The organism is Citrobacter sp. CK195 (genome assembly GCF_030333365.1).
Lineage (GTDB): Bacteria > Pseudomonadota > Gammaproteobacteria > Enterobacterales > Enterobacteriaceae > Citrobacter_B > Citrobacter_B koseri.
In genome coordinates this window covers 977,163-989,731 of record NZ_JAOWGB010000026.1, presented here as the reverse complement: position 1 = coordinate 989,731, position 12,569 = coordinate 977,163, and the positions used below count along the sequence as shown (strand labels likewise).

Annotated in this window: 12 protein-coding genes and 1 other annotated feature; of the genes, 7 read left to right on the top strand and 5 right to left on the bottom strand. The window is 52.5% G+C overall.

All coding sequences use genetic code 11. The features are described 5' to 3' along the window. Positions 1-28: 28 nt before the first annotated feature. Both OGX93_RS22025 and OGX93_RS22020 read right to left on the bottom strand, forming a co-directional pair. A complete protein-coding gene (locus OGX93_RS22025) occupies positions 29-817 on the bottom strand; it encodes an energy transducer TonB family protein (RefSeq protein ID WP_110493625.1) in 789 nt (262 codons plus the stop codon). Between the two features lie 7 nt (positions 818-824). Beyond that, positions 825-1,703 (bottom strand): ChaN family lipoprotein, encoded by an 879-nt coding sequence (locus tag OGX93_RS22020; RefSeq protein ID WP_071259096.1) that lies wholly within the window; start codon positions 1,701-1,703, stop codon positions 825-827. Positions 1,704-2,038: 335 nt separating this feature from the next. On the opposite strand from OGX93_RS22020, the gene OGX93_RS22015 reads away from it, so the two are divergent. Beyond that, positions 2,039-3,265 carry a YidR family protein gene (locus OGX93_RS22015; protein WP_286448763.1) on the top strand — a complete coding sequence of 409 codons (1,227 nt, stop codon included), beginning with the start codon at positions 2,039-2,041 and terminating at the stop codon, positions 3,263-3,265. Position 3,266: 1 nt separating this feature from the next. Here the strand turns inward: OGX93_RS22015 and OGX93_RS22010 are convergent, their stop codons facing one another. Further along, entirely contained in the window at positions 3,267-3,599 is a 333-nt protein-coding gene (locus OGX93_RS22010) for a YceK/YidQ family lipoprotein (protein ID WP_012000796.1), read from the bottom strand. Positions 3,600-3,839: 240 nt separating this feature from the next. Continuing rightward, positions 3,840-3,912 (top strand) — a sequence feature (ROSE (Repression Of Heat Shock gene Expression) occurs in the 5'-region of heat shock genes and acts as an RNA thermometer to modulate expression.). Here OGX93_RS22010 and ibpA point away from each other — a divergent pair. From ibpA to OGX93_RS21990, 4 genes are all read left to right on the top strand, one after another. Beyond that, positions 3,906-4,319, top strand: a complete 414-nt coding sequence (gene ibpA, locus OGX93_RS22005) for a small heat shock chaperone IbpA (protein WP_006687722.1) — start codon at positions 3,906-3,908, stop codon at positions 4,317-4,319. It overlaps the preceding feature by 7 nt. 240 nt (positions 4,320-4,559) lie before the next feature. Beyond that, on the top strand, positions 4,560-4,988 hold the full coding sequence (gene ibpB, locus OGX93_RS22000) for a small heat shock chaperone IbpB (protein WP_047460126.1): 429 nt from the start codon (positions 4,560-4,562) through the stop codon (positions 4,986-4,988). Positions 4,989-5,158: 170 nt separating this feature from the next. Next, positions 5,159-5,974, top strand: a complete 816-nt coding sequence (dinD, locus tag OGX93_RS21995; protein WP_134768917.1) for a DNA damage-inducible protein D — start codon at positions 5,159-5,161, stop codon at positions 5,972-5,974. A 124-nt stretch (positions 5,975-6,098) separates the two neighbouring features. Next, complete coding sequence (locus tag OGX93_RS21990) at positions 6,099-7,760, top strand: putative transporter (protein WP_101744157.1); 1,662 nt, start codon at positions 6,099-6,101, stop codon at positions 7,758-7,760. On the opposite strand, the gene OGX93_RS21985 is transcribed toward OGX93_RS21990, so the two are convergent. Further along, positions 7,757-8,479 (bottom strand): GntR family transcriptional regulator, encoded by a 723-nt coding sequence (locus OGX93_RS21985; protein ID WP_012000790.1) that lies wholly within the window; start codon positions 8,477-8,479, stop codon positions 7,757-7,759. The two genes, OGX93_RS21990 and OGX93_RS21985, sit on opposite strands and share 4 nt — an antisense overlap. Positions 8,480-8,701: 222 nt before the next feature. Here OGX93_RS21985 and OGX93_RS21980 point away from each other — a divergent pair, with 222 nt between their 5' ends. Beyond that, positions 8,702-10,321, top strand: coding sequence for an alpha-glucoside-specific PTS transporter subunit IIBC (locus OGX93_RS21980; RefSeq protein ID WP_071259109.1), 1,620 nt, complete (start codon positions 8,702-8,704; stop codon positions 10,319-10,321). Further along, positions 10,318-11,640 (top strand): 6-phospho-alpha-glucosidase, encoded by a 1,323-nt coding sequence (locus tag OGX93_RS21975; protein WP_047460135.1) that lies wholly within the window; start codon positions 10,318-10,320, stop codon positions 11,638-11,640. Before OGX93_RS21980 ends, OGX93_RS21975 begins: the two co-directional genes overlap by 4 nt. Here the strand turns inward: OGX93_RS21975 and OGX93_RS21970 are convergent. After that, on the bottom strand, positions 11,637-12,530 hold the full coding sequence (locus OGX93_RS21970) for a helix-turn-helix transcriptional regulator (RefSeq protein ID WP_110493629.1): 894 nt from the start codon (positions 12,528-12,530) through the stop codon (positions 11,637-11,639). The two genes, OGX93_RS21975 and OGX93_RS21970, sit on opposite strands and share 4 nt — an antisense overlap. Positions 12,531-12,569: the final 39 nt, after the last annotated feature.

The window sequence follows — 12,569 nt, the reverse complement described above, 5'->3', positions numbered from 1 at the left end:
CAAATTTCAGTTAAACGAACCAGAGTCGCTAATTTTCCCTTAACTCCGTCAGATCAAAGGTAATCGGCATTTTTACTTTAAAGAAGCCTCCCTCTAATATTTCAGCTGGTGGTCTGGGAAGTGGTTGAGCGCGTTCTAAAACGGCAACAGCTTCGCGATCGAGAGAGAGGGTTCCTGAAGACGTTGCCAGAGAATTACTGACAACGGTGCCTTCCGCGTTAACGGTAAAAGTCACTATGGCTGTGCCGGTTCGTGCGCGTTTTCTGGCATCGCCTGGGTAACGTTTATAACGGTTAAGGTGGCCTTTCACTCTGCTTTCCCAGGATGCACCGGAATTGTCTCGCTTCGCTGAGTCGCTGTTGAAAGGCGCAGCAATACGGGATGATTCGACCGGGGCCTGAGGCGCGGCATTACTGGAAACGGCTGCGTGGCTGCTGTCGCTGGTTTGATCCTTTATCTTACGTGGCGGACGTGGCTTTTTCTTTTCCCCGTCGGATGCCTTTTTCTTCCTGGTTATTTCAATGGTCGCATCCCTGTCTTCAGTGACAGGACGCTGCTGCCTGTCCTCAGCCTGCTGCTTTTCTTCTGCCGCTGCGGATTCCTGCTGAGCGATTCCCACCGGAAGCGGAAGAGGAGAAGAAGGAGCCTCGATATTATCGGCCCATTGCAGCATTATCGCCGGGGCAGGAGGCGTGGCGGGCTGTACGTCGGAAAACCGCCAGACAAACGCAAGGAAAAGCAGTCCATGAAGCAGCAGTGAACAGATAAACCAGCCGCTCCATTTTGCCGGTCGTGGAAGGTAGAGAATATTCATCATCCATGGTTTACCGTTTTGCAGTGTCTGGCGTCACGAACCATACGTAGTCAGCATGATCTACGGTGATGTTCATCCCTTTTTCTGCGAGCATCAACACCACAGGCTGGGTGCCGGGGGCGAGATCTTCTATGTGTAACGGTACGCCGATGCTTTTTGACGCGTGATAACCTCCTGCAATCAACAACGACGGAGCCGGGGCATCCAGAAGCTGGCGGGCCATGTAGCGATCCCGCTGTTGCTGAACAGAGAGCATTGACGCCAGTTGCTGGCCTTCAATGTTGCCTTCATGCATGGCTATGATGGTTTCGCGCAGAGCTTCTTGTACCGCAGGTGCTGTGGATTTTTTCCCTTCAGGAAATTCGTTTTTTTTGTACAGCGCCATTACCCGATCCCGGTCAATGTTGGCATTGAGCAGAGGGTAAGGCGCACGTAATGCCTGCATGACTATGTCGCCATACATCTCCCAGGGCCACCCTTTTTGCCAGTTAAGCAGTTCCTGAATACGGCCATCCCGGACCACGGGATCATCTTTCAGCCAGCGTTTAACCTGGTTAACGCGGGGCTGCTGGTCTGCCGTCAGCATCTCAAGCAGCACACTCCCCTGTGGTCGCCGGGTGGGCAGGTTTTGAATAAGCCAGAGCTCAATCTGATGATGTCCGGCATTATCGTGTTTTTCGCCAATAATAAGCTGCCGGGCAACGGCAAGCTCAGCCAAAAGCTCTTGTTTGGTAATGGTTTTATTACTTTTTAAATCAACTATTTGCCCGTCAGAAACACGGGCTGTTTGTAATGGTTTATTCTGGTTTATTGATGCAGGCTGGCTACAGGAGCTCAGGCTCAGACTGGCTAACGCTATCAAAGAAGTCAGGATTATTTTTTTTCGCATATCTCTGCCTGGAAGAGGCCTTCACTGGCCATTTTATTGATGCAGACTGGTTTATAACAGGCAGGTATGTTAACAAACCATAATCGCGAATGAAACTCATTATCACCTATATTATCATTAGCAGCATCCTGAATTCACTTTTTGTTGCCAACATTTTAGTTAAATATCGCAATAACATGACTGTTAGTAAGTTAATATTCTGAGTTTTTAAAAGCGGTAGCTACCCTCCCCAAATGGAGCTCTCTTATATCCTGCTGGTCGGCGACGTTAAACGGGTAGGCTAATTTCTTCCAATGCTATACCCTGATGCGAAAACCGCGCATCAGGGTATCTCCATGAAACAAATCACTTTCGCTTCGCGTCATCATCAGCTTACGAATACCAACACCTGGACGGCGGACAGCCAGTGGCTGGTTTTTGATGTGCGTCCGTCAGGCGCCTCGTTTACCGGTGAGACGATTGAGCGCGTCAACGTACGGACTGGCGAGATTGAGGTCATTTATCGCGCTACGCAGGGCGCGCACGTTGGCGTGGTGACCGTTCATCCACAAGACGATCGCTATGTGTTCATTCATGGCCCGGAGAACCCGGATGAGACGTGGCATTATGATTTCCACCATCGTCGCGGCGTGATAGCGGCGCAAAACCGCGTGACGAATCTGGATGCAATGGACATCACCGTGCCGTATACGCCCGGCGCGCTGCGCGGCGGCAGCCATGTGCATGTGTTCAGTCCGAACGGCGAGCGTGTCAGCTTCACCTATAACGACCATGTACTGCGTGAGCTCAGTCCGGCGCTGGACTTGCGTAACGTCGGCGTTGCGGTGCCGTATGGCCCGGTTACGGTAGCGGTTCAGCATCCTCGGGAGTACAGCGGCAGCCACTGGTGCGTGTTGGTGAGCCAGACCACGCCGGCGCCACGGCCGGGCAGCGATGACATTAACCGCGCCTACGAAGAGGGGTGGGTGGGCGATCATGCGTTGGCGTTTATTGGCGATACCTTGTCGGCGAAGGGTGAAAAAGTGCCGGAGCTGTTTCTGGTGGCGTTGCCGCAGGATGAAAAAGGCTGGAAACAGGCAGGCGATATGCCGCTGACCGGAACAGAATCAACGCTGCCAGCGCCGCCTGCGGGCGTTGTTCAGCGCCGTCTGACCTTTACGCACGATCGCGCTTTCCCTGGGCTGGTAAACGTTCCGCGCCATTGGGTGCGGAGTAACCCGCAAGCCACGGACATTGCGTTTTTGATGCGCGATGATCGCGGTATTGTCCAGCTCTGGCTGATCCCGGCGCAGGGGGGAGAGCCGCGCCAGCTTACGCATAACGCGACCGATATTCAGTCAGCGTTCAACTGGCACCCGTCAGGCCAGTGGTTGGGGTTTGTGCTGGAAAATCGCATTGCCTGCTGCGACGCGCAGAGCGGGGCAATCGCCTTTTTAACGGAGAGTCATGACAGCCCGCCTTCCGCGGACGCCGTTGTTTTTTCGCCGGATGGGGCGTTAATCGCGTGGATGGAAGAGGTTGACGGTTTCCGCCAGCTTTGGGTGACGGAAACCGAACGATAAATCAGTGAGCGGGCATTCTTGCCGGGGGGATAACGGCGTTGGTCATCTTTGTTTTCTCCTCGCTCTTTTCCACTCGCGACTTCACTGAGCTGTCTGTGCGGAAGAAGTCCCACGGCAAGAGTATCGTATCCATGACGGCGGTAAAGGGCATATCCAGGATTGCCAGCGATTTGGTGCCCCAGTTTGTATCACTGCTGCCGATCATTTCGGCGCTGGCGCGTGTGCCGGGGTAGGTCCCCTCTTTGCCGCCGGTATGTGACATTACGCTGGAGCAGCCACCCAGTAAAACCAATCCACTGCACATCATCAGCGTTAACAACACATTTTTTATCATGATTTATTCATCTGTTGATTATCGGTGTTTGCATGATGAGTTATAGCGATCCGTCGCGAAAAATAACATCACCATCACGTCGCACTGTGGCGCTTATCGCACTTTAACAATGTGTGCTGTTCACCCAGTCTATGCGATAGACAACAAACTGCAAAAAAAGTCCCCTGCAAGCGCTTGAAAAGTTCATTTCCAGACCCATTTTTAGGGTGTAGGCAAATAAAGAGCACGCCTGATGGGTGTTCTGGCTACCTGACCTGTCCATGATGGAAGGTCAACTATTCTCGCTGATTTCAGGAGCTATTCATTATGCGTAACTTTGACTTATCCCCGCTGTACCGTTCTGCCATTGGTTTTGATCGTCTGTTTAACCTCTTAGAAAACAACCAGAGCCAGAGTAATGGCGGTTATCCTCCGTATAACGTCGAGCTGGTGGATGAAAACCATTACCGCATTGCGATTGCCGTTGCAGGCTTTGCGGAAAGCGAACTGGAAATTACTGCTCAGGATAATCTGCTGGTGGTAAAAGGCGCTCATGCGGATGAGCAAAAAGAACGTACCTATCTTTACCAGGGCATCGCAGAGCGTAACTTTGAACGCAAATTCCAGTTAGCAGAGAACATTCATGTTCGCGGCGCTAACCTGGTGAACGGTCTGCTGTATATCGACCTGGAGCGCGTGATTCCAGAAGCGAACAAACCGCGCCGTATCGAAATTAACTGATTCAGTCAGGTCGCCGCCGGCGGCCTGTTATCCCCATGCTCGCCGTCAGGGAGCATATGCGAATCTGAGGATTCGCTGGCAATAATATACCCTAAATAATTTGCGTCGCAGGAAGGCGGCAAGCAAGCAAATCCCCGGGAGCGTACAAAAGTACGTGACTGGGGTGAGCGAGCGCAGACAACGCATCTGCGGCGTGAAGTATGACGGGTATTACTCGCTTCTTAGAAGGAGATGATTATCATGCGTAATTACGATTTATCCCCACTGCTGCGTCAATGGATCGGTTTTGACAAACTGGCCAACGCCCTGCAAAACACCGGTGAAAGCCAGAGCTTCCCGCCCTATAACATTGAAAAAAGCGATGACAACCACTACCGCATTACCCTCGCGTTAGCCGGTTTCCGTCAGGAAGATCTGGATATTCAACTGGAAGGCACGCGCCTGACCGTAAAAGGCACGCCAGCGCAGCCGGAAAAAGAAACCAAATGGTTGCATCAGGGGCTGGTGACACAGCCATTCAGTCTGAGTTTTACTCTGGCAGAAAATATGGAGGTCAGCGGCGCGACCTTCACCAATGGGTTATTGCACATTGATTTAACCCGCAACGAGCCGGAAACCATCGCTCCGCAGCGTATCGCTATTAGCGAACGTCCCGCGTTAAATAGCTAATCCAGGACTACCTGTAGGCCGGATAAGGCGTAGCCGCCATCCGGCAAATCGCCCCGCCAGCAATGACGGGGCATTTTTGTGCGTGAAAGCACACTAAATCACGTTGTTGTAATAGATGTTTTACTGTAAGAATATCCAGTACAAAAGCTCTTTAACGAAGGAATGTTTTTATGAGTGAGCATCAACCATTTGAAGTAATGAAACAGCTTGATGATCAGGGTATTGAGTTTTGGTCAGCGCGCGCACTGGCTAAGGCTCTTGAATATTCAGAGTATCGACATTTTGTACCCGTGCTGAAAAAAGCTGTGGAATCATGCCGTACCAGCGGCCAGTTAGCCTGCGACCATTTCGAGGAGATCCTCGCTATGGTACGGATTGGTTCCGGTGCGTGTCGGGAACTGAAAGATATGAAGTTATCCCGCTACGCCTGCTATCTGGTCGTTCAGAATGGGGACCCTTCAAAACCCGTCATTGCGGCAGGGCAAACGTACTTTGCCATTCAAACCCGACGCCAGGAATTGGCCGATGATGCCGCTTTTAAGTCCTTGCGCGAAGATGAAAAGCGCCTGTTTTTACGCAATGAACTGAAAGAACATAATAAGCATCTGGTTGAAACTGCTCAGCAGGCTGGTGTCGAGACCACTTTTGACTTTGCTATCTTCCAGAACCATGGCTACAAGGGGCTGTATGGTGGTTTGGATCAGCGAGCCATCCATGAACGTAAGGGATTGAAGAAAAACCAAAAAATACTTGACCATATGGGCTCAACTGAACTGGCGGCGAACCTTTTTCGGGCGACTCAAACGGAAGAAAAGCTGCGTAGGGATTCTGTTAATACGAAGCAGCAGGCCAACCAAACGCATTACAATGTCGGGCGTAAAGTCCGCCAGACCATCGAGGATCTGGGGGGAACAATGCCTGAAGCGCTGCCTTTACCAGAAAAAAGCATTCAGCAACTTCAGATTTCTATTAAGAAAAAGACCTGAAACGCCCTTGCGACGGGCATCTCAGGGGCGTTGTAACGTGATAATGTGCGCCATGCTGCATATATGCCTGAACGGTTCAGTCATAATCCACGTAAATTGAAATGTTATTCACAGGGAAAAGAAGATGAGTGATATAGCATTGACGGTCAGCGTTCTGGCGTTGGTGGCGGTTGTCGGGTTGTGGATCGGCAATATCAAGGTGCGGGGTGTCGGTTTTGGCATTGGCGGCGTACTGTTCGGCGGGATTATCGTCGGCCACTTTGTCGATCAGGCCGGGATGACGCTGAGCAGTGACATGCTGCACTTTATCCAGGAATTCGGCCTGATACTCTTCGTTTACACCATTGGTATCCAGGTGGGGCCGGGGTTCTTTGCCTCTCTGCGCGTCTCAGGGTTGCGCCTTAATCTCTTTGCCATCCTGATTGTCATTATCGGTGGGCTGGTTACCGCCATTCTGCATAAAATCTTCGCTATCCCGCTACCGGTGGTGCTGGGGATTTTCTCCGGCGCGGTCACCAATACGCCAGCGCTGGGGGCAGGGCAGCAAATTCTGCGCGATCTGGGAACGCCAATGGAAGCGGTGGATCAGATGGGGATGAGCTATGCGATGGCCTATCCTTTCGGGATTTGCGGTATTTTGCTCACCATGTGGCTGATGCGGATGATTTTTCGCGTCAACGTGGAGGCGGAAGCGAAGCAGCATGAAGACACGCTTAGCAATGGACACTCGTTAATTCAGACCATGAATATCCGTGTTGAGAACCCGAATCTCAACAATATGGCGATCCAGGATGTGCCCATCCTGAACAGCGATAAAATCATCTGTTCGCGTCTGAAACGCGACGAGACGCTGATGGTGCCTTCACCGGGAACGATCATCCAGTCGGGCGACCTGTTGCATCTGGTGGGACAGCCCGCCGATCTGCATAACGCGCAGCTGGTCATTGGTCAGGAGGTGGACACCTCGCTCTCAACGCGAGGGACGGATTTGCGCGTTGAACGCGTCGTGGTCACTAACGAAAAGGTGCTCGGTAAACGCATTCGCGACCTCCATTTTAAAGAGCGCTATGACGTGGTGATCTCCCGTCTGAACCGTGCGGGCGTAGAGCTGGTGGCCAGTAGCGACGCCAGCCTGCAATTCGGTGACATCCTCAATCTGGTTGGCCGTCCCTCTTCAATTGATGCGGTGGCCAATGTTGTGGGTAACGCCCAGCAAAAGCTGCAACAGGTGCAGATGTTACCGGTGTTTATCGGTATTGGTCTGGGCGTGCTGTTGGGGTCGATTCCGTTGTTTGTCCCTGGATTCCCGGTAGCGTTAAAGCTGGGACTGGCGGGCGGGCCGCTGATCATGGCGCTGATTCTGGGACGTATCGGCAGCATCGGCAAGCTGTACTGGTTTATGCCGCCAAGCGCCAACCTGGCGCTGCGTGAGCTGGGGATCGTGCTGTTTCTTGCGGTGGTCGGGCTGAAATCTGGCGGTGACTTTATTGATACGTTGACTCAGGGTGATGGTCTGAGCTGGATTGGTTACGGCATCTTTATTACTGCCATTCCGCTGATTACCGTCGGTCTTCTGGCGCGTATCTTTGCCAAAATGAACTACCTGACGCTATGCGGGATGCTGGCGGGGTCAATGACCGATCCGCCTGCACTGGCGTTCGCTAACAACCTGCATGCCACCAGCGGCGCGGCGGCGCTATCTTACGCCACTGTTTATCCACTGGTAATGTTCCTGCGGATTATCACCCCGCAACTGCTGGCGGTGCTTTTCTGGGGGTTAGGCTAGGTCAGGTTTGCATCCGGGTGGACGCGCCGTAAATGGTAGTCCACCTGGTATTCGCTGGCATTTCTGAACATGACCGAATAATTCAAAAACTCCCCGCTGTCGCTGTAAGAAAGCGATGTGATCCGCAGTAGCGGCGTTTGCTCGGGGACATTCATTTGCGCGGAGAGCTGTTTATCGGCCAGTACGGGCGTCAGGCTTTCATAGTTGCCACTGATGGTGATGCCGCACTCTTTCTCAATATAATCAAATTTCGACCCTTCCAGGTGGATCAGCGAGAGGTTACGGAACAGCCTGACGGGCATATAGCTGTCCTCCAGCATCAGCGGTTTGCCATCCACATAGCGCACGCGGCGGGAAAAGTAGATACGTTCGTTGATCTGAATCCGCAACTGGCTGGCAATGGCGGGGGGCGCAGGCATCACTTCAAACACCAGCACCTGGCTGGTGACCTCTTTTCCCTGACGCCGCAGCACTTCCGCCAGTCCGGTCAGGTTGGTGGTTTCATGATGAACGTCTTTACGCGCCACGTATGTGCCGCTCCCGTGCCGCCGCACCACCAGTCCCCACCCCACCAGCATATCGACGGCTTTGCGGATGGTCATTCGTGACACAGCAAACTCTTCCGCCAGCTTTTTTTCACCAGGCAACGGGCTACCGATGTTGTAATCAGATGAGTTGAGCCGGATTCTTAGTCGTTCCGCTATTGATTTATAGATCACTACCAGACCTCTTTTTCCCTTTAATTTCCGCGCTACGAACCTTTTGATGTCTAACTTTTATGTAAAAAGTAGACATCATTGACTGAATTAAAACCATGAATGCGATCACGAATCGAAGCGGCGCGTCATGTTCTCAGAATCGCAACTACCTATTCTCGTATCAGGCCAGCAATCACTACAAAAAAGGCCTCTCCCTACTGGTTGTTATATGAGGATGTAAAAATGCTCAGTCAAATACAACGCTTTGGCGGCGCTATGTTTACCCCGGTACTGCTGTTCCCGTTCGCCGGTATTGTCGTGGGTATCGCCATCATGCTGCGCAACCCGCTTTTTGTTGGCGAAGCGCTGACCGATCCCAACAGTTTATTCGCGCAAATCGTTCATATTATTGAAGAAGGCGGCTGGACGGTTTTCCGTAATATGCCGCTGATTTTCGCCGTCGGCTTGCCGATTGGCCTGGCTAAACAGGCGCAAGGCCGAGCTTGTCTGGCGGTGCTGGTCAGCTTCCTGACATGGAACTATTTCATTAATGCCATGGGTATGACCTGGGGTCATTTTTTCGGCGTGGACTTCAGCGTAGATCCGACGGCAGGCAGCGGTCTGACGATGATGGCCGGAATAAAAACGCTCGATACCAGCATTATCGGCGCCATTATGATTTCGGGCATCGTCACCGCGCTGCACAACCGCTATTTCGATAAGCCGTTGCCCGTGTTCCTCGGTATTTTTCAGGGCACGTCGTTTGTGGTGATTATCGCGTTCCTGGTGATGATCCCCTGCGCCTGGCTGACGCTACTCGGCTGGCCAAAAGTGCAGATGGGCATTGAATCCCTACAGGCTTTCCTGCGTTCAGCGGGCGCGCTGGGCGTGTGGGTCTACACCTTCCTCGAACGTATTCTGATCCCGACAGGGTTACACCACTTCGTCTATGGCCCCTTCATTTTTGGCCCGGCGGCGGTAGAAGGTGGCATTCAGGTTTACTGGGCGCAACACATGCAGGCGTTCAGCCAGAGCACGGAATCGCTGAAGACGTTATTCCCGGAAGGCGGTTTTGCCCTGCACGGTAACTCAAAAATCTTTGGCTCCGTCGGGATTGCGCTGGCGCTCTATTACACCGCATCGCCAGAAAACCGGGTGAAGGTCGCCGGTTTGCTGATCCCCGCCACGTTGACCGCTGTACTGGTGGGCATTACGGAACCGCTGGAATTCACTTTCCTGTTTATTTCTCCACTGCTGTTTGCCGTACACGCGGTGCTGGCGGCCTCAATGGCAACGGTGATGTATATCTGCGGCGTGGTAGGAAATATGGGCGGCGGACTGCTGGATCAGTTCTTACCGCAAAACTGGATCCCGATGTTCCACAACCATGCCGGAATGATGTTTACCCAGATAGGCATCGGGCTGGCATTCACCGCCCTCTATTTTGTGGTTTTCCGCACCCTGATCCTGCGCTTCAACCTGAAAACGCCGGGTCGTGAAGAGAGTGAAGTCAGACTCTATAGCAAAGCGGATTACAAGGCCGCGCGTGGACAGACAACGGCGCCCGCGCCGGACGCAAAACTTGGGCAGGCAGCCGGATTCCTCCAGGCGCTGGGCGGCGCGGGCAATATCGAAAGCATTAATAACTGCGCCACGCGCTTACGTATCGCGCTCCACGATATGGCGCAGACCCAGAGTGATGACGTCTTTAAAGCGCTGGGCGCGCACGGTGTGGTTCGCCGTGGCAATGGCATCCAGGTGATTGTCGGCCTGCATGTGCCCCAGGTGCGTGACCAGCTTGAAACGCTAATGAAATCCCCCTTATCGACCGAACAAATCCCCATGACGGAGGCAGTATCATGAAAAAATTCTCAGTGGTTATCGCAGGCGGCGGCAGCACATTTACGCCGGGCATCGTATTGATGTTGCTGGCAAACCAGGACCGTTTTCCGCTTCGCGCGCTGAAATTCTATGACAACGACGGCGCTCGCCAGGAAGTGATTGCCGAAGCGTGCAAAATCATCCTTAAAGAGCAGGCGCCGGAGATTGAGTTTAGTTACACCACCGATCCCGAAGCAGCGTTTACCGATGTTGATTTCGTGATGGCGCATATCCGCGTGGGCAAATACCCGATGCGGGAAAAAGACGAAAAAATCCCGCTGCGCCACGGCGTATTAGGCCAGGAAACCTGTGGTCCGGGCGGGATTGCGTATGGGATGCGTTCTATTGGCGGCGTGCTGGAGTTGGTGGATTACATGGAGAAATACTCCCCGAACGCGTGGATGCTGAACTACTCCAACCCGGCGGCGATAGTGGCCGAGGCGACGCGCCGTCTGCGCCCGAACGCCAAAATCCTCAATATCTGTGATATGCCGATCGGCATTGAAGGGCGGATGGCGCAGATTGTCGGCCTGCAAGATCGTAAGCAAATGCGCGTGCGTTATTACGGGCTGAACCACTTTGGCTGGTGGACGTCGATTGAGGACTTGCAGGGTAACGACCTGATGCCGAAACTGCGGGAATACGTCGCGAAACACGGTTATGTTCCGCCATCTAACGATCCGCATACTGAAGCGAGCTGGAATGATACATTCGCCAAAGCGAAGGATGTGCAGGCGCTGGACCCGGACACCATGCCGAATACCTATCTGAAATACTATCTGTTCCCGGACTATGTGGTGCAGCACTCGAACCCGGCGCGCACGCGTGCTAATGAGGTGATGGATCACCGTGAAAAACAGGTATTTGGCTCCTGCCGCGCCATTATTGAAGCGGGCCACTCCTCCGCTGGCGAGCTGGAAATTGATGAACACGCGTCTTATATCGTCGATCTGGCAACGGCAATCGCCTTTAATACGCAGGAACGGATGCTGCTGATTGTGCCAAACAACGGGGCGATTCATAACTTTGATGATGAAGCGATGGTGGAGATCCCTTGCCTGGTGGGGCATAACGGGCCGGAACCTCTGACGGTTGGCGATATTCCGCAGTTCCAGAAAGGGCTGATGAGCCAGCAGGTGGCCGTCGAGAAACTGGTGGTCGATGCCTGGGAGCATCGCTCCTATCAGCGTCTGTGGCAGGCGATTACGCTCTCCAAAACCGTGCCGAGCGCGTCTGTCGCCAAAGCGATTCTTGATGATCTGATTGAAGCCAACAAAGAATACTGGCCTGAACTGCACTAATCTTGTTGACCGGCATCCAGCGGGTGCCGGTCAGGATGTTTCAACACCGCCGACGGCGCGTAGCCAAATTTATGCTTAAATGCTTTGCTGAAATGAAATGAGTCAAAGAAGTTGAGCATATCCGCTACCTGACCCACCGTATTCCCTTCCTGTTTTAACAGCGATAATGCCAGTTCCAGCCGGGCGTCCAGATAATATTCTTTCGGTGTTTTCCCGGTATAGCGTAAAAACAGACGACGCAGCCAGGCTTCGCTACAGGGGATCGTGGCTGCCATATCCGCCACGCTCCAGCGGCGTTGCAGGCTGGCATGTAACGCCGCAATTAACTTTTCAACCTGTATGCGTTGTGGGTCTTTTTTCCCGTTTGAGTCAATAAGACAAATCCACTGATAAATAATTTTCGTGAGAAACGCGACGGCGAGATTATTTTTAATCGGTTCCGGGCGGGTAATTAATTGTGAAACTTCGGCCAGTTCCTGATTATAAACGTCACCGTTATAAATAACGCTTTGTTGTCGGATAGGAATATCCATAATACTGGTTGGGGTAAATTCCATCCAGTATTGTTCCCACAATAAACCTTCGCAATGGTAAGACTGTATATCGGTGGGTTTTAAAAAGATAATGCAGTTGCCGTTTAATGTAATTTGCTCGCCGTCTTTCAGCAGGATTTTCCCGCACCCCTGTACGGTATAGACCGCGACCCACGAATTGGCGATTAGCGGTTTTTTCTTATCTCGCGGCCATATAACACGGTAATTTTCGTCAGCGTAGGTATGCCACAGCGAGATCAATGAAATTCCGCTGGAGATCACATTTTCATTAATCAGCAGGGGAATATTGTACGTAGTTTCGTTTTTTACATGCGAACTTAGCAAGTTTCCATTCATTTTATTTTCTCGCCGGAGAATGATGCCCACAACCTGAAC

Excerpts from the sequence above, each read along its gene's own strand:
- OGX93_RS22025 (WP_110493625.1), bottom strand. The coding sequence starts at position 817 with ATGATGAATATTCTCTACCTTCCACGACCGGCAAAATGGAGCGGCTGG.
- OGX93_RS21990 (WP_101744157.1), top strand. The coding sequence starts at position 6,099 with ATGAGTGATATAGCATTGACGGTCAGCGTTCTGGCGTTGGTGGCGGTT.
- OGX93_RS21980 (WP_071259109.1), top strand. The coding sequence starts at position 8,702 with ATGCTCAGTCAAATACAACGCTTTGGCGGCGCTATGTTTACCCCGGTA.
- dinD (WP_134768917.1), top strand. The coding sequence starts at position 5,159 with ATGAGTGAGCATCAACCATTTGAAGTAATGAAACAGCTTGATGATCAG.
- ibpB (WP_047460126.1), top strand. The coding sequence starts at position 4,560 with ATGCGTAATTACGATTTATCCCCACTGCTGCGTCAATGGATCGGTTTT.
- OGX93_RS21970 (WP_110493629.1), bottom strand. The coding sequence starts at position 12,530 with ATGAATGGAAACTTGCTAAGTTCGCATGTAAAAAACGAAACTACGTAC.
- ibpA (WP_006687722.1), top strand. The coding sequence starts at position 3,906 with ATGCGTAACTTTGACTTATCCCCGCTGTACCGTTCTGCCATTGGTTTT.
- OGX93_RS22015 (WP_286448763.1), top strand. The coding sequence starts at position 2,039 with ATGAAACAAATCACTTTCGCTTCGCGTCATCATCAGCTTACGAATACC.
- OGX93_RS21975 (WP_047460135.1), top strand. The coding sequence starts at position 10,318 with ATGAAAAAATTCTCAGTGGTTATCGCAGGCGGCGGCAGCACATTTACG.
- OGX93_RS22010 (WP_012000796.1), bottom strand. The coding sequence starts at position 3,599 with ATGATAAAAAATGTGTTGTTAACGCTGATGATGTGCAGTGGATTGGTT.
- OGX93_RS22020 (WP_071259096.1), bottom strand. The coding sequence starts at position 1,703 with ATGCGAAAAAAAATAATCCTGACTTCTTTGATAGCGTTAGCCAGTCTG.